This window comes from Amycolatopsis sp. NPDC088138, assembly GCF_044741685.1.
Classification (GTDB): domain Bacteria; phylum Actinomycetota; class Actinomycetes; order Mycobacteriales; family Pseudonocardiaceae; genus Amycolatopsis.
Genome location: NZ_JBIUTB010000010.1, coordinates 275,854 through 298,332 on the forward strand (window position 1 = coordinate 275,854; position 22,479 = coordinate 298,332).

The following is a 22,479-nucleotide window of genomic DNA, read 5'->3' on the forward strand; positions in this document are numbered from 1 at the left end:
ATTTCGGCGATGTGGAGTCCACATACGTGTCCACCGAAGCCTGCTAGACCCTTGAACGAGGTCGCTCACGGCGAGTAGTCAGATGGGTATGGTTCTGGAATCTGGGGGCGCCGAGGCACAAGAGTCGGGGACCGGTCCGAAGGATCTGGCGTGGTCGTTCAACCACCTTGATCCCGCCATCGCCGAGACGGCCTACGAGACGCTCGGGGCGATCCGCCGGGGCTGTCCGGTGGCACGTAGTGGCGAGCTGGGCGGTTTCGTGCTGGTCACCGGCTATGAGGAGGTCCGGGAGGCCGCGGGCGCCTCGGACCGGTTCAGTGCCTACGTCGACGGGCTGGGCGCGGCGGCGGTGGTCACCGAGATGCGGGAAGCCGTCGCGCCGATGTTCGAGACCGATGAGGAGCACCACAACCAGTGGCGGCGGCTGCTGCAGGACTTCTTCACCCCGGCGGCCGCGTCCGCGCAGGAGCAGTACGTCCGGGCGGTCTGCCGGGAGACGTTGCAGGAGCTGATCCCGCACGGCGCCGCCGACCTCGTCGGGGCCTACACCCGCCAGGTGCCGCCGCTGGTGATCGGGCGGCTCCTGGGCCTGACCGAGTTCGAACGCGCCTGGCTGTCCGAGCACGTCCGGGCCCTCTACGGTGCCGAGACGCTCACCGACGCCCGGCACGCGGGACGGATCTACGCGGACTTCCTGCTCGAGCGCATCCACGAACGCCGGACCCATCCCACCGCCGATCTGCTCTCGCAGATGGTCACAGCGCAGGTCGACGGTCGGAGCTCTGACGATGACGAGCTGGTGAAGATGACCATGCTGATGGTCGCCGCCGGGCATCTGACGACCGCCGACGCGTGCTCCACCGCGATTCTGCAGCTGCTCGAGGATCCGGTCCTGCGAGAACAAGTGCCTGCGGAGCCGACTGCGCTGGCGGCGTTTGTGGAGGAGCTGGTCCGCTACGAGCCGGCGGTTGCAGCTACCGGGCGCACCGTGACCACCGAGACCCGGCTCGGCGGTGTGCCGCTCTCCCCCGGCGATCGGCTGCTGCTGGCCTGGGGCAGCGCGAACCGCGACGAACGCGTCTTCGACGACGGCGACGTCTTCCGCCTCGACCGCGAACACAGCAGACCGCATCACGTGGGGTGGGGCTCCGGCGAGCACCGCTGCCTCGGCCGGCACCTCGCCCGCGTCGAACTGCGCGTCATGCTCACCGAGCTGCTGCGCGCACTCCCCGATTTCCGGCTCCAGCCCGGTGCAACGGTGCGCCGGACGTTCGGCGTCATCCGCGGCGTCGCCGCGTTGCCGGTTCAGTGGAAGCGCCGGTAGGCGCCGATCGGGCCGTGTACCAGTCGGCGAGCTCTCGACGTCCCTCCAGGTTCAGCAGGTCATAGATCGCGGTCAGCTCGTTCTCGACCGTGCGCACGGAGAACTGCACGGTGGCCGCGATCTGCTGGTTCTTCAGCTTCCTGGCGACCAGCCGGGCGATCGTCCACTGCCGCTCGGTCAAGACGGGCTCCGGTGGGCAGTCGGCGTCGTCGAGGGCGAGGGCCACGATCTGGTCATCGTCGAGCATGCTGCCCTCGCGGTAGGCCGCCGTCGACTCCACCGGCCCGAGCACCAACGCGATCGCGGCGGCGGCGTGTCCCCGGTGGCGTTTGAAGCCGGCCAGGCCGTTGAAGTGGACGCCGTGACGTGCTTGCAGGCTGTCCGAGCCGCCGATCCGCCGCGCCGCGCCGACGTAGTCGCCGGCCTCCGCGCGCGCCCAGGCATCTTTCTCCACCCACCATCCGGGCCCCCACAGGTCACCGAGCGCGAGCTGTCTCCGCAATGGCGCGGTGTTGTTGGTGACCGGCTCGGAGCAGGCAGGCAGCCCGCGCGTCCATTCCGCCCAGGTCAACGCCCACTCGGAGCCGCGACGGCGGGCCTCGGCGAGGCAACGTTGCGACATCCGGTCTGCTTCTTCCGCCGGGCCCAGCACCCCGGCGGTGATGGCGTGAAACAGGTCTGCCATGTATTCCAGGCCGTCGGCACCTGCAGCGCGGAAGCCCGCAGCGGCAGCTGCCAGTTTCGCGAACCCGCTCCGCTGTCCCAGGGCCAGCGCCTCGTAGGTGCCCTCGACGAGCTGGACCGCGGGAGCGTCTTCCGTGCCCGCCTCGCAGGCCAGGCGCAGGCACTCGTCCAGATGGATCTTGCCGCGTTCTTGGTCGCCGAGAGCGATCCAGACCCAGCCGGCCATCGCCAGCGCCGAGACCCGGACCTCCGTTGCCCCGGTGGGCCCGGCGCGCAGCAGGTCTTCGACCAGGCGGCAGGCCTGGATTTCGGTGGCGAAGAAGAACGGCGCCTGGGTCGCGAACAGATCGACCATGATCGCCAGACCGCGCTCAGTCCGATCGTGCTCGGCGCACCAGGCCACGGCCGCGGTGATGTTGCGAGATTCGGCGTTGACCAGGTCCAGCCACCGGATCTCCTCTGGCCCGAAATACCGCACGGCCGCCTCGCGGACCAGCCCTGCCACCCAGGCGCAGTGGCGCTCGCCGATGGCGTCCAGCTCGCCGAACGCCCTCAGCCGGCGTCGTCCGTATTCGCGCAGGAAGGTGTGCTGGCGGTATCGCGCGTCGGAGGAGGCGCCTTCGATGACCGAGTGACGCACCAGGTGATCCAGCGTTGCCAGGATTTCGTCGCGTTCGATCAGGTCGTCCGCGCACACGTGTTCGGCCGCCTCGAGGGTGAACCCGCCGGTGAACACGGTCAGCCGCGCCCAGACCCGCTGCTGCTGCGGTGAGCACAAGTCCCAGGATTCGGTGATAGCGATGTCGAGGGCGAGATGGTGCGCTGGGATCCCGCGCGCGCCTGGGCCATACCGCAGCGACGCGCCACCTTGGAGCCGATCCAGGACCACCGCCGGAGCCCGGCCCGCGCCCAGCTGGGCCGCGACCAGTTCCAAGACCAGCGGAACCCCCGCCGACCAGCGCACCAGGTCGACGATCGCCGACCAGTCGTCCTGCTCCGTCAGCGGCCGTCCGGCAGCGACAGCGCGGTCTGCCAGCAGCCTGACCGCGTCGCACCGTTCGGCCGCCACACGGTCGGCGTGCTCGGCGGGAATCGACAGTGGAGCGAGGTGGACTACGTGCTCACCGCGGATGTCCAGGTACGCGCGGCTGGTGGCGACCACCTGCACCGTAGTGGTCTCGGTGAGCAGGCGGTCGGCCAGTTCGGCAACCGCGTCCAGTACCGGTTCGCAGTTGTCCAGCACGATCAAGACACGCCGTTCACGGACATGGTCGATCAGCACGTCCACGGGCTCGGCGTCCGGCTGATGATGCGAGATGCGAAGTTCTGCGATGAGCAAATTGCAGATTCTCTGCACAACATCTGCAGTATTGGCCTGCACACCGATCTCGGCCAGCCTGATGAACACCGCCGCGTCGTAGTGCTCATTCATCTGCACGAGCAACTCACCGGCGAGCCGCGTTTTCCCGATACCCGGCGAGCCCGTCAGCGTCACCATCCGGGCGTCGCCATTCAGCCGCTCAAGTACGCCAGCCAGCTCGTGCGACCGCCCAAAGAATGTCGTCAGCTGGACACCAGCGTGCGGCTGCCCGGCTGGCCCGCAAACGGTTCCGCTCATCGCGCCGAATAGACATACGTCAATCCGCATAGTGCACGAAAACGTCTTATCCTGATCCGCCCCACGCTTCCCCTCCTCATGTCGCCCCGACCAGTTGAACCGGTCAGCGGACTCCAGCTTGCCGTCACCCAGGCGGCGACATCCACCCCGAACGTGCCGCGCTCCGTGACAGATGTCGTACCACGCGTGGCCCACGAAGATCATCCGGCCTTCGCTCGAACACCCGATCGGGTTAACGGTCAACAAACTGTCCGCTTTGGGAAGCACCGGACACCGACCAGCCGTTTCGGCCGCCTGACAGAAACCTCCGACACGCACGTCTTCATGCCCGCAAGGGCGACACAGGATCCCGCGCCGACCTGCCACACGGCACGACTGCCTCAGTCATCGACTCGACATAATCGCCACAGTCGTTGACTTTTTTCCAGAATTGGCTAGTGTTCGTCTCAGCAAGGCAGACTCGTGCTCCACCCTGGGGAGGCGTGGAATCCCGCACCGTCAGCCCAACACGTAGGGATATTCACGTGTTTCCACCATCCACACCGCGCCGGCCGCAGTTCGCACGCGGACCGCCCACCGCGGACGCAACAGTAGTACATCGTCACGCGCCCGGCGCTGCTTCGGACTTCTCGAACAGCGACCTGCACATCCGGCCACACGCGGCCGGCCTTGTAGCCCATGACGTCTCCGCTCAGCCCCTTCGCGCATCCCTGGCTGCAGCACGAGGCACATCCATCAGCCCACATCACGTGACGCTGATCGGACTTTCCCCTTTCCATTCAAGGAGAAACCTCGATGCACAGCCGTCTTTGGCATGCCCTCGCCGCGACCGCGGCCCTACTCGCCTCCACCGCGGCCACCGCCGTCGCGGCACCCGACACCACCGCCGGCGACACCGGCGACCGTGCGCCGATCGCCGGGAGCACCCCGGCCTGGGCCACCCCACACACGGAAGTCGCCCGCAGCAACGGAAACACCGTCCGGCACATCCAGGTCGCGCTCGCGTTGCGCGACCAAGGCGGCGCGGAACACCTCGCCGCTCAGCTGGCGACACCCGGCAGCGCCGAGCACGGGAAGTTCCTGTCCTCGAAGGACTTTCTCGAGCGATTCGCCCCGACGCCAGAGGCCGTCGACCAGGTGTCGCGCTGGCTGGGAACGCAGGGCCTGCACGTGACCGGCGTCAGCGCCAACCGGCACTTCGTCGACGCCGAAGCCCCGACCACCGCGCTGGAGTCGGCGTTCGGGACGAGGATCGCCACGTTCCGGGCCCAGGTCGACGGAACCACCCGCACGCTCACCGCCCCCGCCTCGCCGGTGACCGTGCCGGCCTCGCTGCGTGCCTCGATCACCGCCGTGCTCGGGCTCGACGACAGCGCCGCCCTGCTCAAGCCCCAGCACACCCGCCCGGCCGCATCGGCGGCGGAGCAGCACTGCGCGCGGTGGTGGGGCGAGCAGAACAACACCGACGTCCCGCAGAAGTACCCGGCCGGATCCCAATCGAACTCGTTGTGCGGCTACACCGGCACCCAGGTCCGCGCGATGTACAAGCTGGACAACGGAAACACCGGCGCCGGCACGACGATCGGTGTCGTCGGCGCCTACAACTCCGACACCGTCGTCGCCGACACCAACCAAGCCGCCGCCCAGCTCGGCGTGCCACCGCTGGCGTCCGGGCAGTACAGCGCGGTTCTGCCGCAGGGCGGGTTCACCGACGCGTCCGAGTGCGGTGCCGAGGGCTGGGCCGCCGAGCAGACCTTGGACGTGCAGGCATCCCACACGATCGCGCCGAGCGCGAGGATCCGGTACTACGCCGGGAAGAGCTGCATGGGTACCGGGATCTATGACGCGTTCAACCAGGCCGTCACTGACAACGCTGTGGACGTGATCAGCAACAGCTACGGCAACGCCGACGGCGAGAGCAGTTTGCCGCAGGCGGCGCGGGACCAGTTCAACAGCATGGCACTGCAAGCGGCGATCCAGGGCCAGACCATCACCGTGTCCACCGGCGACGCTGGCAACAACTCCGGTCCCGTCGGCCACCCGACCGCCAGCTTCCCGTCCTCGAGCCCGTGGGTCGTGGCGGTCGGGGGCACCAGTGTCGGGCTGGACAAGAACAACCAGGCCACGGTGCTGACCGGGTGGGAGAACAGCGGCAACACCCAGTCCGGCACCTCGTGGGCGCCGCAGCAGGACGCCGATGGCGCGTTCGCCTCCGGCGCCGGCGGTGGCACCTCTGCCCTCTACGACACGCCGGACTGGCAGGCCGGCGTCGTCCCCAGTGCGGGTGGGAAGCGGGCGGTGCCGGACATCGCGGCGCTGGCCGACTCCTACACCGGGATGCTGGTCGGGCAGACCATCAAGGGCCAGTTCGGGATCGGCTCCTACGGCGGCACCTCGCTGGCCTCGCCGCTGATCGCCGGGCTCGTCGCCGACGCCCAGCAGGCCCGCTCCGGCAACGCACGCGCCGGGCTGCTCACCCCCATCCTGTACGGCCTGCGCGGGTCGAGCGCGATCGCGGACGTCGTGCCGCAGAAGGCCAGCGTCTGGACGCCGGTGATGCACGCCTTCGGTGGCGTCGCCGTCCCCGGCGGGCAGGGCAGCTACCTGATCGACTTCGACGCCCGTCCGCAGAACCTGCAGAGCGGTCCCGGCTGGGACAACGTCACCGGCCTCGGCACCCCCGACAGCGGCTTCATCTCCGCGCTGTCCCAGTAACCACAACGCTTTTTCGCGGTAGGCCCGCTCGACAGCGGGCGGGCCTACCGCGGCCTCCATCGACCTTGAGGAAGGACTCGTCATGTCCGAGATGCCACCGCCGGCACCGAACCGGTGGCGAGTGCTCGCGCTCTGGCTGGCCGGGATCGCGCTCGTCGGTGCCGCCGGCGCGCTGCTCGCACCGTCACCGACAGCACCCGACACAGCGCGCGGCACCGAGCCGGTCGAGCTGGGGGTCGAGCTGGGGGTCGAGCTCTACGCCCCGGTCGTCGCCGCCCGCGCGGTCCCGAATCTGACCGGGCTGCCCGAAGCCAGCACCTTCAGCACCGTCGCGAACGCTCCGCAGGACGCGACGACCGAGGAGATACCGGACGGGCAGCTCGTGCACCCGACCACCCCGGTGCCGGTGTTCGACCAGCCCGGTGGCGCGGCCATCGCGGTCCTGCCCATCACGCAGCTCGGGTCCGACACATGGGTACCGGTGATCGCGGACGAACCGGGCTGGGTGCAGGTGCTGCTGCCATCGCGGCCCAACGGCTCCACCGGCTGGCTGTCCACCCAGGACAACACGCTCACAATCCGGTCGACGACCGACCGGATCGTCATCGACCGGGCCGCGTTCCGGCTCACGCTCTACCGCGACCACCAGCAGATCGGCACTTGGAAGGTCGGTGTCGGCACTCCGGCCGCGCCGACACCGGCCGGGCGGACGTTCGTGCTCGCCTCGATGACCGACGCGACGCAGAAGTTCAGCCCGGTGATCTTCCCACTCGGAATCCACTCGGCGAGCTATTCCACCTACGGCGGCGGGCCCGGAACCACCGGCATCCACGGCTGGCCCGCAGCCGACGTGTTCGGACGCCCGTCCAGCGACGGATGCATCCGCGTCCCGGCCGACGCTCTCGCCACCTTCACCAACCCCAGCGACCCGGTACCCATCGGCACCCCGGTTCTCATCCGCTAACCCAACCACACCATCACTTCTGGAGAAGCCAGTCATGAACACCACCCGTACCGCCCTCGCCGCCGCCGGAGCCGGCGCACTCCTCATCGGCACCCTCACCACCCTCGCCTCCAGCTGCACCCCAGCCACCGCCGCGCCGCCCGTCCTCGCTGCCGCCGCGGCGACGTCTACGGCGACCGGGATCTCCGTCTCCGGCGGAGAACATCTCTCCGCCCGGCCGGGCGTGTCCAGCAGCGGCGCGATCAAGACAGCCGGCGGCTCGGTCTCCAGTCCCAGCGGTGCGGTGGTGGCCAGCGGCATCAGCCTGCAAGCCGGCGCCGGATTCGCTGAAGCCCGCGTCGCCTCGGTGCGGGTCGGCGGGACCACCGTCGGGCCGTTCACCGCGACCTGCCGCAACGGCGCCATCACCACCAGCGCCCCCAAGGGCGGCAGCGGCAACCTCAAAGTCTCTCCCGGCGGCCACGGCACCGCTGGGGTCATCACCGTCACCACCAGCACCGCCCCCACCCGCACGAACGGCACCGGCGGGCCTACCTCCAGCAAGCCGAGCGCGGGCACGGCTATCACGGTGACAGTGGCGACGGTCAGCTGCGGCGCCGGAACGCCCCCGCCGCCGACGGGCAACCCGCCCACCGGCACCCGCCCGGCACCGACGCACAAGCCCGGCGCTCCCGGCACGTCCCGTCCGATCAAGCCGGGCGAACAGCACCAGCAGCAGGGTGACAACCCGGGTGACCGGACCGCGCCCAAGCCGCAGCCCAAGCCCGGCCACGTCGCCGTCACCGGCTGACCCGCAGGCCGCGCGGGCCCGTACCCCTAAACCCTCTATCGCGGGCCCGCGCAACCCTCCCGCTCCCACGTCCCCGCCGGGTGGCCCTCCCCACGCCCGCACCACACCAACCCATCCGACTCACCCACCAGGGGAGAAATCCATGTCCACGCTCGTTTTCAGCTACCACAGCCACGACCAGCTCGACGCCACCACACGCGAGGACGTCCGGGCCGTGCACTTCGTCGGCTCCCTGCCCGCCGTCCTGGCCGGCGACCACCGCCAGATGATGCAGTGGTTCTTCGACCACGCCCCCGACACGGCGTTGACCGGGTTGCCGTGCGACCCGGACCCGCGGTGGATCATCGACTGGCTCGACGGCCTCGCCGCCGTCGACGCGCTCGAACCCGTCCGCACCGGCGCCTCCGCCGACTACGACGACATGCCGACCTACCGCCTCAAGTGCGGCCGTTGGCTGGAATCCGAGGACCTGTCCCTCGGCCGCGCCGCCCACACCGACGCGGTCATGGCCGCCCGAGCCCAGCTGCGCGACGACCGCGACTTCCCGCCGCACCAGGTGTCCGTACCGAATCCGTACGACTTGTCGCTGTTCACTTTCGGCAGCCCCGGCTCCGCCGTCACGCACCTGCCGGCCTTCCGCCAGGCCGTACTCGACGACGTCCACACCATCCACCGCCAGCACGGCAGCCAGGTCGTCTTCCAGCTCGAGACCCCCGCCGTGCTCGCCACACTCGATCGCACCCCGAGGCCGTTGTGGCCCGCGGCGGTGCGGGCGCTGGCCAAGCAGGCCGCGCGCGTCTTCGCCGATGGCCCGCGCGAGGCGACGTGGCGGATCCACCTGTGCCACGGCGACCTCGGCCACCAGCCCCTGTTCGCCCTGACCGACCTCGTTCCTGCCGTGCAGTTCCTCAACGCCCTGCACAAGCAGCTACACCGGCTCCGGATTCCGATGCCCGCCGCGCACATCCCGATGTGCACCGGCACCCAGGCCCCACCGACGGACCCGCGGTTCTACCGAGCGCTGCGACACCTGCGCCGCGACATCGACGTCATCGCAGGCCTCGTCGACGAAACCCACCCCAAAGACTCCCGCACCGCCCTCGGGCTGGTCGAAACCGAACTGGACCGGCCCGTGCTCGCGGTCGCCGCGGCGTGCGGGCACGGCCGCCGGCTCGTCCCCGACGCCGTCGCCAACGCCGCGCTGGCCTGCGAACTCGCCCACCACGCCACCGACTCCCCGGCCCGCTGAACCCACGGAGAGGACTGCCGACATGGATTCCACGACCACGCCGATCCCGTCCGCCGCCGGCCAGCTGGCGGACGAAGACGAGACGCTCACCCCGATCCTGCGAGCCGGGATCGTGCCCACCCGCGCACTCTCCGGCGGCCGCATGCACCTGCCCGGCGCCACCACCCTCGCCCCGCAACGCCACGACACCACCGAAACCGCGATCGCCATCGTCAGCGGCCACGTCGCCGTCCTCTCCGGCAACGCCATGCAGCCCTTCCACCCGCAGGCCGGCGACATGATCTACATCCCCGCGACCCTGCCGTACGCGGTGGTCAACCTCAGCAACAACGCCTCCGTCCTGGCCCTGGTCTTCCGCACCGACCCCGGCTTCGACACCGACATGCACCGCATGCCCGAACTCGACCGCGCAGCTCGCGACCAGATCCCCGACCTGCGCCGCGCCCACCACAAGGCGCTGCTCACCCGGCGCAGCGGTCGCGCCCGCCGCACCTGACCCGGCGCTCACTCCCGTCCAGCACCACGCCACCCGCCGACCAGACCCGTTCGGCGCCTCCCGTCACCTGGCGTGCCTCACGAACCGGCTCGATCAGGAAGACATCATGCGCACCTGGATTACTGACATCGCCCGCGACCTGCTCGCCGACCCTCCGCCCGGCGGACGGGTCACGCTCGAAGAAATCGCCGCCTGTGCTGGCATCAAGAACCACCACCTACGAGCCTTCTACAGCTCGGTCAGCGCCATCACCAACGACCTTGTGTCGGGCCCGACAGAGCCCACTCACAGTGGGCGGTGCTGATCATGCGCTGGAAGAACCTTCACCTGCGCGGCGTCGGCGCCGCGCTCGGAGACATCGTCGCCGTCGAGAACCTCGAGACCGAGCACACGCTGCACGCAGCGACCAGCCAGCGCGCGGTGTCGATCGCCTCCGGCAGCACCGGCATGGATCTGGCCGTGCGCGCCGCGCGCAACGCCCTCGCCAGCATGGCCATCACCACCACCGGCCCGCTGCCGGTGCCCGATCTGCACTTTCACGCCGCGATCTGGCGCGGCAGCCGCGGCATCGATTTCTGGTCCCGCGCCGCCTACGTCCGATCCCGACTCGGCCTGCCCGCCGGCCGCGGTATCGCCTCCGAGCTGAATGCCATGAGCAACAGCCTCGTCGGCGGCATCGACATCTCCGCCCGTGTCCTTGCCGGCAGCCCCGACCTCGACACCGTCCTGCTCACCGGCGGCGAAACCTTCGGCCCACCCGCCTTCGACCACCTCACCGCAGACCACGGCATCGCCTACGGCGACGGCGGCTCCGCCCTCATCCTCGGCCGCCACCCCGGCCTCGCCCACATCCTGGCCACCAGCTCCTACACCGACCCCACCCTCGAACAACTCCACCGCGGCAACCACCGCTTCGCCCCCGCCGGCACCACCGAACTCGGCATCGAACGGATCCGCGAACGCAAACGCCAATACACCGACGCTGTCGGCGCGGCCTCGGTCACTCGCCGCAATCACGATGGGGTCCGCGCCGTCATGGAGGAGGCGCTCCTCGACGCCGGCCTGCGGCTCGACCAGCTGCGCTGGGTGCTACTGCCGCACTACGGCCGGCACCTGCTCGACACCCACTGCCTGCAACCGCTCGGCATCACCGCCGACCGCACCCTCTGCCACGCCGGCGACCAGTGGGGCCACATCGGACCCAACGACCAGATCGTCGGCCTCACCCACCTGCTCACCTGCGGCGCGGTGGTCCTTGGCGACAACGTCGCGTTGCTCGGCATCGGTATCGGCATGACCTGGACCGCCGCGATCCTCCGCATCGACGCGGTACCGCCGAGCCTGGGGGTTCTCGCCCCGCCCGTGCGCTGGCCTTGGCGCGCGCCAGCCGACGCGAAGCGTTGACCAGCGCCTGGCCCGTCACGCCGAGCTCCCGAGGAATCCCATGCCAGACAACTACCTGCCGTCGCGCCTCGACCAGGCACTTTTCGGTGCGCCGTTCATCGTCATCGACGCTGACAACCACGCGCACACGATCACCCACCAGCTTGAGGACGCCGCCGGCATCCTCAACACCGACAGCTCGGCCCGAGCCATCGTCGGCACGCTCCGCCAGCCCCTCCTCGCCATCGACATCGACCCCGAAGACACCGGCATCGGCGCCGGCGCAGGCGAGGTCGTCGCCGAACAGCTCCTCCTTTGGGCCGATCGCTACGGCCTGCCTTGGCTCCGGCGCGCTTCCGGCCGCCTAGGTCACACCCACCTCGTCATCAAGACGCCACCGTGCCTGCGCGAGGAACTACAGTGCGTCGTCCGCATGATCGCGACCCGGCAAAACGTTTCCGCCACTGTCCGCTCGACCCTCCGGCTCACCTCCTCGCCACATCGGCACGAGCTGCCCAGCCCCATCCTGAGCTGCACGTTGACGACGAACGACGTGCCGGAGCTCATCGCGTCCCGGTCCCCGCGGGGTATACGACCAGCGCGTCGACGCGGGGCCGCGAACGTCAGCAGGTCCGAACGCGAGTACGGCTACGCCCTGGCGCTCGCCCGCGCCGGCCACGCCACAGCGCACGCCTGGGCATTCGCGAACCTCGCCGGCACCAAAGCCCGTGAAATCGGGCAGCGAGCTTGGCGGCGCTGGTTCTGGGCACCCGCCACCACGATCGTCGCTGCCGAAGGCGGCCTCTCCGAGCAGCAGGCGTGGGACCTCTTCCGCCGAGCTTCCCCGACACAGGCCACCCACGTCGGGAGAGACGACTGGCGCTGCAACCGCTGGTTACCTGCGCTTCGCGAGGCGGCAGAAAGTAGGCCGCGACGACGACGCCTGGGACCGCCTCAAGCCGGCCACCACCAGAACGAAACGTCACCTGACCGGCTACGACACGTCCGTGCTGAGCTTCAAGCGGCCGTGAACAGGCAATTGACCCGCGGAGCCAGCACGGCGGCACGCGCCGACACGATCGCCGGCGTACGGATCAGTAGCTTACGCGCAGCTCTCGACGCATTCGCTTACGCCGTCATCGCCACGCGAGGCTCCATCTCGGTTCGCCACTGGGCCGAACGCGCCGGCCTCGACCCCAAGACCGTTCGCCGAGCACGAGACGCCGCTCTCAAATTGAGCATCCTCAAACGAGTACACCACTACGCCGGAGGAGAAACGGACTGTGATGCGTTCGTCGTAACCGGAAGCGCAACCGCCACTAATAACACCGAATTAACTTCCCCCACTCTGTACACCCCCAGCCGCGGCCAAGCGGACCCCCTCAGGCTGCGATCACAACATCATCGGGATAGGCGTCAATTCGCACTCAACCGCAACCTGAGGACCAAAGCCGGTTACGTCACCTGGCAACGGCCAATCAAGGAGGCTACCTACTATCGCCGCCGAGCGAGTCCGGGTCCGGGAGCAGGGAGACAGGACTGGCCCATCCTGCCTTCGAGCGGCAACCTCGGCCATAACGGCTTAGCACGCAGTGGACAGACCGTCACGGCCACCTGCCGAGCGGGCTCTGCCGCTACTACCCGGAGTGAGACACCCGGCAGGACTTTCCCCGCTCACCGACTAGTCGGGCCTCAACCGCCGCCACACCCTCCGCCGCTTCGACTTCGGCGAGACGTCCGCGATCGGCGGGGCTTCCGGGATCGGCGTCATCGCAGCCGCCCCGAATCCCTCGCGGTATTCGAGCCAAGCCCGCGCGTATGCACGCGCGTCCGTCGCCTCAGGGCTCAAGGCCAGTTTCCACAGCTTTTTATCCTGCTTTTTTCTCTGCTACGTCTTCGAATATCTCTCCCAGGCGTCCGGCACGTTCTCCCAGGCGTCCGGCAGTTTCGAGACCAGCACAATGAAACACAAAACACCTGCGGCCGCAATCGGACTGGTGGCGGCCAGCACACTTGCGCCCGCAGCCGGACCAGCTACCGCGACATGGCCCAGCGCTTCCGCAATTTTCGTATTCACTCCGGCTCCCCGCGTCGTCTAGGACGGGAACCGGCGTCGAGGCTGCTCCTACGACGCTCAGTTCACCGCCATCGACGGTGAAAGTCGTCAGTGGTGAAGGCGGGAACGCGCCGGGGACCTCGCGCCGATACGCGAGTAGTACTCGGGGACGCAGAATGACCAGTTAGGCAAGCTGAGACCGTCAGGAGCTTTGGCTGGTTGTGCGTGAGTGCAGCCAATACGGCTAACCAGGTTTTCCCGGCGGACGACCGTGAGGCGGCGAACAACGCCTGGCGTGAGCGCCCAAGAGCGTCAGATGACCCTGAAGAGTCTTCCTGACTGATCTCGGATGCATGGGACACAGCCCCAGTATGCCTGATCTGGGAGGTGGCGGCCACACATTCCGATCCCCGGCGCATGGGGATCCGCTGCGCCCGCGCTCTCGCCTCGTCTAGCCCCCCACCCTCGACCCGACAGGCGAGAACCGTGCCGACCTCGGCAGACACGCTGCGCATCCTTCAGCGGGCGGGCTACAAGTGCCAGGCCAGGACACCCCAGGGCTACCGGTGCAACCGCCCTCCCGGCCGCGTGCACCCGAGCACCGGGGAGGCCGCGTGTATCGCTCACGCCGCACCCCCGACTGTGACGCCCCCGGCCTCCTACACCCGGTAGCTCTACCCCTCCCCTCTCCCAGCAGACCGCCCCACCCGTCCCAGCTCCCAACTCGTGGCCGAGCTGAGCGAGCACGCGTGTTCAAGCCCTGGCAACTCAGGCCGCGCACCACGGGGAGGGAGAACTTTTCACGTAAGCGATTCGTTACGTAAACCGTTGTCCGTCTTTTGCCCCTTTTCCTAGGCCGGATTCTTGTCATCATGTCCACCATGTGTAAACGCCCCCCGCCGAGCCGGTCCCGGCTTGGCGCGCAGCCCACCGACCCGCCTGGATGGCGGTTGCTCTTCCAGATGGTCCCGAATCCGTGGTGGGGCTTAGCGCACTTGGTCTTGCTTGCGGGAGCCACCCTGACATTCGCTCGGTTCGCCGATCCAACTTTGGGAGTGTGTCTACTTTCAACAGTGGGCGGAGGCGCAGCGACACGCACCGCCGCAGCGTGGCGCCGCAGACGCCGAGAAGAGCAGAGCATTCCGACGAATAAACTTGAGTAAGTACGAAGTGGCGCGCAGAAGTCCGGAGTATGGCCGTTCACTTCACGTCCGACCTCCACATCGGACACCGCCATCCGCGGCTTCGCCTCTGCCGACGAGCACGACGAGCACCTGGCCGCGAAGTGGCGGGCCGCCGTTAAGCCCTGAGACCAGGTCTGAGTACTCGGCGACATCGCCGCCAGCTCTCAGAAGCGCGCTCCGGTGGTCCTCGCCGACCCGCCCCCGGCGAGAGGCACCTCATCTTCGGCAACCACGACAAGGCGCACCCGATGTACCGTGACGCCCACCGCCACCTCCGGACCTACCTGGAGGTCTTCGCCAGCGCCGCGAGTGCCGCTCAGCGCCGCATCGGCGGCCGGGAGGTCGTCCTCTCGCACTGCGCCGGCGGGGCTGGTAAGTGCCGGTGCGAAGCGGCCACAGCACTGTTTTGTGCTCCACGCGCACGTCCCGTCACTGCCCCGGGCCGCGGTGCAGGAGCGTCAGAGGGCGAAGGCGAGCCACAGCGCAACCCAGCAGCACACGCCGATCCCGCCGAGGACCACCAGCACCCGCAACACGATCACTGCCACCCGCCGACCGGTTGTTCTGTGAGATTTCTCTTTGGTAGTCACGAAGCGTCCCTCCCGCCAAGATCACTCTCGCCCGGTTCCTGTGCCGTGGAACCATGTTCTGCTCAGCGGGGCGACGCTCAACCGGAGAACACGAAGACTGTGCCCTGCGGCACTCGGCGTTCACCTGCGGGTGCCCGGCTCGATGAGCAATGAACGCACCGCATCGGCGGCGATGGTCTCAGGGGCTTGATAGAGGCCGAAGCCGCGGCGCGGCGAGGTCCCGGCTGCGGGGTCGGTGAGGGCATGAACGCCGAAAGCGCGGATCGTGGTGAGCACGGCGACCAGCGGGGTGGTGCCGACGGGGGTGGTGGTCAGCGCGGTGGCGGCGGTGAGGCTGATCGTGACCCCGGGGCACGGTGGTGAACGCCTGGATCGGGATATGATCGTCAAGCACGTCGGTCAGCGCCAGGCGAATCCCCACGGGTCCGGTGGGGAAATCGCGAAGTCGGCGCAGGACCGCCGGTGCGCCGATCAGGGCCCAGGCCGGGATCGCCAGTTGCAGCCGCCCGGCCGCCCAGGCCGCTATCGGCGGCCTGGGCGGTCACGGTGTCGAGCAGGGCCTCGTCGTGGACGGTGGCGCCGGGCAGACCCAGCAGCACCGCCGGTGCCGGTCGGTCTGCGGCGCTCCAGGTCGCGGCGTCGCGGGCTGCAGCGGTGAGCATGTGCGGCGACATAGCGGCGAGCAGGCCGGTGTGCTCGGCCAATTCGGCGATGTCAGCCAAGTCCCCGGGGGGCGCCGGTCGCGCTGAGCCAGCACGGGCGGGGCAGACCGCAGCCAGCCAGCCGACCGGGGTGCGGATGGGCTGGTAGTCGATACCCAAGGTGCCGGCGTCCAGGACGCCGGCGAGCTCCGCCAGCAGTTCCACCCGGTGCTGATCGTCGCCGGCGGTCGGTTGGGTGGCGGGGTCGGCGAGGATCCAGGCGGCGCGGGCGTGGGCCGGGTCGTGCAGCGCGCGGCGGGTGCGGCGCAGCAGGTCTTCGAGGGTGTCGGCCCGGCGGGCTTGGGCGATGCCGGTGCGCGGGCTCTCGAAGGACGGGGTTTGCGAATGGACTCGCCCGCTTGCGCAGGCTCTGCTGAACTTAGTCCGCGAGCGCGGCGGCAGCGGCAGCGACTTTGGCTGCGACAACGTCGAGCGACGACTCCGCAGTGCTCAGCCCAGCGTGCGAGGCCAACATCGGGCTCACGTCGTTAAGGTCGTTAAAGCTCACCCCGTGTAAGACGGGAATGACGCGCCGAGTGGACAGCAGCACGGCGAGTTCCTTCTCCGCTACGCCCTCGTCGTTGATGCTTTTGAGAAGCGCGGGCGTGACCAGCACGATGCCAACGCGGGAGTTCCGCAGTCCCTTGTCGATCTCGCGGATCATGAGCGAGCCGAGGGGCAGGTCCTCCTCGCTGAACCACACCGACGCACCGTTCGACTTCAAGTGGGCGTGCAGCTCCTTCGCGCTGCCTTCTCGGTCGGGCCAAGCGTGGCACAAGAAGAGGTCGCGGCGTTCCGGGTGCGCCTGCGCCTGCTCGCCGGCCTTCTCGGTGAAAGGCTCGACGGTGCGCCACTCCGTCGGCGTGTACGACACCGACCTGCCGGTCCTGGTCCGACGGGAGCCTCCGCTACCGCCCGACGAGCTGCCGTAGCTCGACCCGCCGCCGCCACCGCCGTAGGACGACCGGGGCGACGAGTAGGAGTAGGACGAGCGATAGGACGATCTTCCCCGGCTGCTGCACGCTGGGCAGTTCGCAGCCCCGCTCGCGGTGCGGTGGCCTCGGGACGGTGCTGTACATCGCGTCATACGTCCATAGTAGAGGCGCCCTCCGACATATTCATGTAACTGCGTAGCCTCGCCGCCTGACGTTTTCCGTGGTGGAACTCGACGCCAAGCGGGGCATCCATGGGACACTTCCCCAAGAGGTGGCCGAGCGGATGAATCGGAGGGCGGTCGCCACAACCCCGGCCTCTCCCGTGAATTTGTTAGCGATCTCGGACGCCGAGCGCCTCGAAGGGGCGGGTTGCCCCAGCCACTCCTGGCCAAAGACCTGCGGCGCATTCGTTGCTGGTTACCCGCTGCAAGACGAGCACAACCGCTACGACTGTCGCCGTTCATGACGGCAAGACGCTGATCACCGACTGCCCGTTCCTCGAAACTGACGAACACTGCCTCATGATGAGGACGAGGCTCTCCCGACAGTCGAGCTACGCCGAACCAACAGCCGGAGTTCGGCGGACCTGACCGTCGGCATAGATCAGAAATCGCCGACACCGCCGCCGGTATTACGGAATGTTGCTTCCAGGTGACTCGACGTCGTTACCCGGCGATCCTGAATCGACAGAACCCGAGGCGGACACCAGAAAGTCACGTTGGCAACGCTCATTGAGCTCCTGAGCCCAGGCCCAGGCGGCGCTGGGGTTGCGAATGTAGAACTTCCTGCGAGAGTCGCCGCGGGGTAGCGGACTGATCAGTCCGGTTTCGACCAGGGCACGCAGCGGGCTCTGCAGGTTGCTGATAGTGATCTCGAGGGTTTTGGCTAGGTCGGTGAGGCAGACGATACCGTCGCCGGTGCCGGCAATTGCCAACATCAGCTCGAGGCGGTACCGCTGTCCGAACGCGTGTTGGGAGACCCGACGCAGCCGTTCGACGTCCATCTCGGTCACAAACTCGATGTTACGGGATCTTCGTTACGGATATCGCGTAAAGTTTCCCGGGCAAGGGGCGATGAGCGGTGCGCGAGCAGGAGTGACGATGAGCGGCAAGTCGGCGATCGAGTGGACGGAAGTCACCTGGAACCCGACGACAGGTTGCGACCAGGTATCGGCCGGTTGCGACAACTGTTACGCCCTCACGCTGGCCAAGCGGCTGAAAGCCATGGGCACGCCGAAGTACCAGAACGACGGTGACCCGCGTACCTCCGGCCCCGGCTTCGGTGTGACGGTCCACCCGGACGCGCTGGATTCGCCGCGGCGGTGGCGCACGCCGCGGGTGGTGTTCGTCAACTCGATGAGCGACCTGTTCCACGCCAAGGTACCGATAGCATTCGTTCGGGACGTGTTCGAGGTCATCGCGACTACCCCGCAGCACACCTATCAGGTCTTGACCAAACGCTCGACGCGCCTGCGGCGGCTGGCTGATCAGCTGTCGTGGCCAGCGAATCTGTGGATCGGGGTCAGCGTGGAGAACGCCTCACAGATTGGCCGGGTCGATGATCTGCGCGACGTGCCGGCGGCGGTGCGCTTCCTGTCTTGCGAGCCGCTGCTGGGACCACTGGACGGGCTCGAGTTGGACGGTATCGATTGGGTGATCACCGGCGGTGAGTCCGGTCCCCGCGCTCGTCCTGTCGACCCTGCCTGGGTGCGAGGCATCCGCGACCGCTGCCAGGACGCCGAGGTCGCCTTCTTCCACAAGCAGTGGGGCGGTCGCACGCCGAAGGCCGGCGGCCGCGAACTCGACGGCCGGCTGTGGGATGAGATGCCGCTGCTACTCGCCCACTGAGTCGCCGGCCACTCGAATGCTGTCGTGGTCAGCCGACCACCCAGTCTCGCACCTGCTTGAGCGTGCAGTCGATGCGGATCGTGCCGGCCTTGTGCAGCTCACGGGCGGCTTTGCGCACGAGGACGTCGCCGGCGATGCCGTAGGCGTCTCCAAACACTGCTTGCGGGTGGTGCGCCAGCTTGAAGCTGCCGTCACGTCCGGCGAGCTTGACCAGGTTGCGCTTGATCTCCTCGATGGCGCGCTGCTCTTCGTCTTCCTGCTGGAACTCGGCGAGGTTGAACAGCATCCCCTCGGGTGGGTCGGCGCCCGGGCCGACTACGTCCAGCCAGGCACGTCGGGCCGCGGCGGTGCTGTGCCCGAAGACCCAGATCCCGTGCTCACCCCTGGTCAGGAATACCAGGTGATAGACCGGCTGGTGATGCATCTGCCGCCGAACCGGAACCACGACATGTTTCATGTTCGTGGCTGCGCCGAGCCGGCGCGCATAGTCGGTTACAACGGCTTCCGCCGCCGACTCCCAGTCTCCGCGACGCGAGCTCTTGTGCGCGTCGAGCGCAACTTGCCGCCACCAAGGACCGCCGCAAACGGCGTCCATCGCCCGGATCGCGGCATGGTCATGCAGGTTCTTGTGTAGGACTCCGGCCGCGCGTCGAGTGAAGTCGGCACTGAAGTTCAGGAGCACCTCGGTTCGTGGCCAGCTGCTACCGCGTGCCCGCCGAAGCAGACGGTGTAGCTCGACGAACGGCAGGATCGCGCCGCAGGGATCGAGGAACAAGAACAGCGGCACGCCGTCAGCGCTAGACACGATCTCGGGCAGGTGGTCCTGGACTTGGCCGTGAAACGCTTCGGCCTGTAAGCCTTGGTCACGGTACTCGGCCGCGACCATCGACAGCCTTCGGTAGTCCTGTCTTTTACGCTCGACTAGCAGCACCTGGACCTGGGTGGACCTACGTGCCCGGTGCGCGGCCTGCAGCAGCAGCTCCGCCGATGCCGGTCGTCCATCGTCGTACCGCCCGCGGCCGGCGTAGCCGTCCACCACCGTCGCCCGCCGACCTGGGATCTTCGACGCGGTCATCACAACGAACGGGAGGACGTAGCCCCGTAGCAGCTCGTGCTTAAACACCGATTGAGCCTGCTGGTTGTCCAGGAGGCCGGCGTTGGTGCCTTTCGCCATAGGGGCCCTCCCCCGCAGCCGACCTTCCGATCGTCACACGACCACAGGTGAGCCTGAAGTGACGCTACGGAATATCACTCGCGCGGCCGAACTGTCCTGCGAACACTTGAACGAGCAGATAACTGCCCACCTCGGTCAACTCTGTCCCGACGGGAACCCGCCTGCTCAACCTTCCACAGGAAACTGGGGTCGCCGGTAATTATGCGCCGAGTCTCGGCGGTCTTAGTTCTCAAGCCCCGCAAGCTCCGCACTCACCGCGTCGAGGAACCGGCCTCGCGGTTCCTGCAGATAGACCCAGACGAGTTGATCAGCAGGGGCACCTTCCCAGTGAACGCAGTTCAGCGCGATCACCCAGTCGTTCATCGTCCGCTTGAGCCTGTCAGAGGCGACTATGGCAAGCCGAGCCTGAAGTACCCATAAGCGGTCGTGCAGTTCACTGGAGGGTTCTCGCCGGTTCACAGCCGCACGTTCGATCGCTTGTCCGACTTCGATCATTGCCTCACTCACGTGGAGTCGCTCGGCGCGATACTCAGCCGCCCGCGCAGCACGTTCCCGCCTCTCCGCCATATGGCTCGCAAGATGTTGGCTAACAATCGTTCCCGCTGTGCCGATCATCGTCCCGAACAGCGTGCCGATCAACACGAGCCAGTTGTTCATACCTTGCCTCCGAATGCGAATCGGGTGCACGACGCTGGATACTGCGCCACCCTTGCCACTAGATTCGCTGTTGTCTCAGGCAACAACGTCGCTGGGCGGGCCCATATTGCTACACACACCTTCCGTCAGCATCTGCGGCTATGGCCTTTCCGCCTCTGTTCGACCCCTACGAGCGACCAGGGCGTCGATGGTGTCGCTGGACGCGTGGCCGACTTGACGCGGGACGCGACACCGGAACTGGAGGTTAATGTCGATCGACTCGCCTAGCTCAAGGCGATCACGGTCCGGGATGAGCGTTGCGGAGAGCCAGCGTCCAGAGCCCGCGCCCGGCCGAGGGGCGCACCGCACCAGCGACGCCGACCAGGCGACCTCTCGAGCCATGCGCCTCCGACGACACGCGCGTTCACTTGTGACGGGAACCACACCTGCCGCCTTCTCGCGTGACCCATTCCGTGACCCGAAACCGTGTGATTTCTGAGGTTACGAGGGGCAGCCTGAGGCCATAGTGGCTGGTAGATCCCTTAGACGGCGTCGTCACCCACTCTTCTAAGGTGGTCGTCAGAGGGTCGAATCCCTGCGCACGACATTGCCGACCTTGAATTTGTGCGGCATCCTCAGAGAGTCCCTCCCCACGCCGAGAACACGTGGATGCAGGATGTCGAGAACATGGAGTGGCGCCGAGGCCGATACGCCTGAATGCCCTGCAGAATCTGAGCCAGCGATTGGTAGCTTCTCAGTTGGTATTCCCCAGTCAGCGGATCGGATCGTCTCAGCACTAGCTCTACCCGCTCGAAAGCGAAGCCTGGACGCTGTCGTTCCCTTGCCAGTAGCAGATCTCGGACCTTTGGTGGACGGCAGCTCTGTCATCTTCAGTTTGGTCCGAGTCGGCGGAAACGGCGTGGTGGCGGCGCGGGTGGCTCTGGAACAGCTGGACTGGGCCGTCGGCTTGCCGATTCAACTCACAGTGTCTTCGGGCCTGCTCGTCGTAACACCGTGCGCCACGCGAGGGCAGGCGTCCGTACCCCCGAAGATGAGCCTAACTCTGCCCGCCCGGTTACGTGCACAGAGCCGGATACGCCCTGGCGACCAGGTGCTGCTCGCGGCCCTGCCGGAGCACGATCTCCTGGTCGTCTACCCACAACATGTCCTGCATGGGATGGTCACCACCTATCACGCCGACCTGGCGAGCACGCCACATCGGACAGCCGACTGAAGGCGGGCGCGGCGGCTTGCCGCCGCGCCCACCGATCATCACTACGCCTCGTCCCGCGCCGTCCTCGCGGGTGCAAGCGGGTGCGATCCCCCCGTCAGCGCTGCGAGAGCCTCGGCCACCTCGCTGATGTCAGCCTTCACGTAGCTGGTGGTGGTCAGGTCACCGCCTGACTCGGCGTGCCCGGCATAGGCGCGGGCGACGCCCATGCCGAAGTTGCGCTCCACCCACGTCAGAGTGGTGTGGCGGAGCCAGTGGGCACTGACCTGCAGGGCTCTGGCCCAGTCCAGCTCGTTCTGAACCCGGCCAAAGATGTAGTCGTAGCGACGGTAGGTGATCGGCTTTCCGCTGCTGTAGCGCAGCAGCTGGCCTTGCGGGTCGCCGTTGCCGCGTTCCTCATTGTGGGCGATGAGGTGACGCATCAGGGTGGGCGAGACGGGCTGCCAGCGCTCGGTCTCGCCTTTCTCCCGCAACAGGACCGTGCACTGCCTGCGGTCGAGGTCACGGGGCCGCAGGGCGAGGGCACCGCCGCGGCGGCAGGCGCTCTCCTCGTGCAGGCGGCAGATCAGCGAGTCCAGCTCCGGGTCATCGCCGGTGCTGGCCACTACGTCGTTCAGCTCGCTCAGCCGGTTGCCTGCCAGGGCACGACGAGTCGAGGCATTGCGGCGTGGTTTGGTGACGCGCATGGCGGGGTTGCGGCGTTCATCGAGGCGTCCGTCGTTGACCAGGTGCTTGTAGAGGCAGCGCATGGCCGCGATGAAGTTCTCCGCCGCGTTGCGTCCGCCGCGGGAGTTGCGCCGGACCCTGGCGGTGCTGCGGACCGTTTCGGCCATGGTCTTGATTTCGCTGGCGATGATGGTGTCCATGCGCCGGTCACCCCATTGAGCTTCGGCCTTGTTCCA

The 22,479-nt window shown here is 68.0% G+C and carries 17 protein-coding genes; 9 read left to right on the plus strand and 8 right to left on the minus strand.

The annotated features are described in order from the left end of the window. The first annotated feature begins 88 nt into the window (after positions 1 to 88). Positions 89 to 1,324, plus strand: a complete 1,236-nt coding sequence (locus ACIOD2_RS47520) for a cytochrome P450 (protein ID WP_400552416.1) — start codon at positions 89 to 91, stop codon at positions 1,322 to 1,324. Here the strand turns inward: ACIOD2_RS47520 and ACIOD2_RS47525 are convergent. Next, positions 1,278 to 3,626 (minus strand): ATP-binding protein, encoded by a 2,349-nt coding sequence (locus tag ACIOD2_RS47525; protein WP_400552417.1) that lies wholly within the window; start codon positions 3,624 to 3,626, stop codon positions 1,278 to 1,280. The genes ACIOD2_RS47520 and ACIOD2_RS47525 overlap by 47 nt on opposite strands. A gap of 795 nt (positions 3,627 to 4,421) precedes the next feature. On the opposite strand from ACIOD2_RS47525, the gene ACIOD2_RS47530 reads away from it, so the two are divergent. The 7 genes from ACIOD2_RS47530 (at position 4,422) to ACIOD2_RS47560 (ending at position 11,244) form a co-directional block, all read left to right on the plus strand. Continuing rightward, the gene (locus ACIOD2_RS47530; RefSeq protein ID WP_400552419.1) at positions 4,422 to 6,341 is read left to right on the plus strand and encodes a protease pro-enzyme activation domain-containing protein; all 1,920 of its coding nucleotides are present in this window, start codon (positions 4,422 to 4,424) and stop codon (positions 6,339 to 6,341) included. A gap of 82 nt (positions 6,342 to 6,423) precedes the next feature. After that, positions 6,424 to 7,305 (plus strand): L,D-transpeptidase family protein, encoded by an 882-nt coding sequence (locus tag ACIOD2_RS47535; protein WP_400552421.1) that lies wholly within the window; start codon positions 6,424 to 6,426, stop codon positions 7,303 to 7,305. Between the two features lie 34 nt (positions 7,306 to 7,339). After that, on the plus strand, positions 7,340 to 8,095 hold the full coding sequence (locus ACIOD2_RS47540; RefSeq protein ID WP_400552423.1) for a hypothetical protein: 756 nt from the start codon (positions 7,340 to 7,342) through the stop codon (positions 8,093 to 8,095). A gap of 142 nt (positions 8,096 to 8,237) precedes the next feature. After that, positions 8,238 to 9,344, plus strand: a complete 1,107-nt coding sequence (locus ACIOD2_RS47545; protein ID WP_400552425.1) for a hypothetical protein — start codon at positions 8,238 to 8,240, stop codon at positions 9,342 to 9,344. 22 nt (positions 9,345 to 9,366) lie between these two features. Further along, positions 9,367 to 9,840, plus strand: coding sequence for a cupin domain-containing protein (locus tag ACIOD2_RS47550; RefSeq protein ID WP_400552426.1), 474 nt, complete (start codon positions 9,367 to 9,369; stop codon positions 9,838 to 9,840). Between the two features lie 106 nt (positions 9,841 to 9,946). Beyond that, positions 9,947 to 10,144, plus strand: coding sequence for a hypothetical protein (locus ACIOD2_RS47555; protein ID WP_400552428.1), 198 nt, complete (start codon positions 9,947 to 9,949; stop codon positions 10,142 to 10,144). A gap of 2 nt (positions 10,145 to 10,146) precedes the next feature. Continuing rightward, positions 10,147 to 11,244, plus strand: a complete 1,098-nt coding sequence (locus ACIOD2_RS47560) for a 3-oxoacyl-[acyl-carrier-protein] synthase III C-terminal domain-containing protein (RefSeq protein ID WP_400552430.1) — start codon at positions 10,147 to 10,149, stop codon at positions 11,242 to 11,244. Positions 11,245 to 15,173: 3,929 nt separating this feature from the next. Here the strand turns inward: ACIOD2_RS47560 and ACIOD2_RS47565 are convergent. From ACIOD2_RS47565 to ACIOD2_RS47580, 4 genes are all read right to left on the minus strand, one after another. Then, entirely contained in the window at positions 15,174 to 15,329 is a 156-nt protein-coding gene (locus ACIOD2_RS47565) for a hypothetical protein (RefSeq protein WP_400552432.1), read from the minus strand. 110 nt (positions 15,330 to 15,439) lie between these two features. Continuing rightward, a complete protein-coding gene (locus ACIOD2_RS47570; protein ID WP_400552434.1) occupies positions 15,440 to 16,180 on the minus strand; it encodes a hypothetical protein in 741 nt (246 codons plus the stop codon). Further along, positions 16,134 to 16,628 (minus strand): toll/interleukin-1 receptor domain-containing protein, encoded by a 495-nt coding sequence (locus ACIOD2_RS47575; protein WP_400552436.1) that lies wholly within the window; start codon positions 16,626 to 16,628, stop codon positions 16,134 to 16,136. The genes ACIOD2_RS47570 and ACIOD2_RS47575 overlap by 47 nt, the downstream gene beginning before the upstream one ends. A gap of 692 nt (positions 16,629 to 17,320) precedes the next feature. Then, complete coding sequence (locus ACIOD2_RS47580) at positions 17,321 to 17,701, minus strand: hypothetical protein (protein WP_400552437.1); 381 nt, start codon at positions 17,699 to 17,701, stop codon at positions 17,321 to 17,323. Between the two features lie 88 nt (positions 17,702 to 17,789). Here ACIOD2_RS47580 and ACIOD2_RS47585 point away from each other — a divergent pair, with 88 nt between their 5' ends. Continuing rightward, positions 17,790 to 18,536: a DUF5131 family protein gene (locus ACIOD2_RS47585; RefSeq protein ID WP_400552439.1), complete on the plus strand. Its 747-nt coding sequence runs from the start codon at positions 17,790 to 17,792 to the stop codon at positions 18,534 to 18,536. A 28-nt stretch (positions 18,537 to 18,564) separates the two neighbouring features. Here ACIOD2_RS47585 and tcmP read toward each other — a convergent pair whose 3' ends face one another. The 3 genes from tcmP to ACIOD2_RS47600 all read right to left on the minus strand — a co-directional run. Then, the gene (tcmP, locus tag ACIOD2_RS47590; RefSeq protein ID WP_400552442.1) at positions 18,565 to 19,710 is read right to left on the minus strand and encodes a three-Cys-motif partner protein TcmP; all 1,146 of its coding nucleotides are present in this window, start codon (positions 19,708 to 19,710) and stop codon (positions 18,565 to 18,567) included. Between the two features lie 222 nt (positions 19,711 to 19,932). Beyond that, complete coding sequence (locus tag ACIOD2_RS47595) at positions 19,933 to 20,367, minus strand: hypothetical protein (protein WP_400552444.1); 435 nt, start codon at positions 20,365 to 20,367, stop codon at positions 19,933 to 19,935. A gap of 1,254 nt (positions 20,368 to 21,621) precedes the next feature. Beyond that, a partial coding sequence (locus ACIOD2_RS47600; protein ID WP_400552446.1) for a tyrosine-type recombinase/integrase occupies positions 21,622 to 22,479 on the minus strand: 858 nt, incomplete at its 5' end.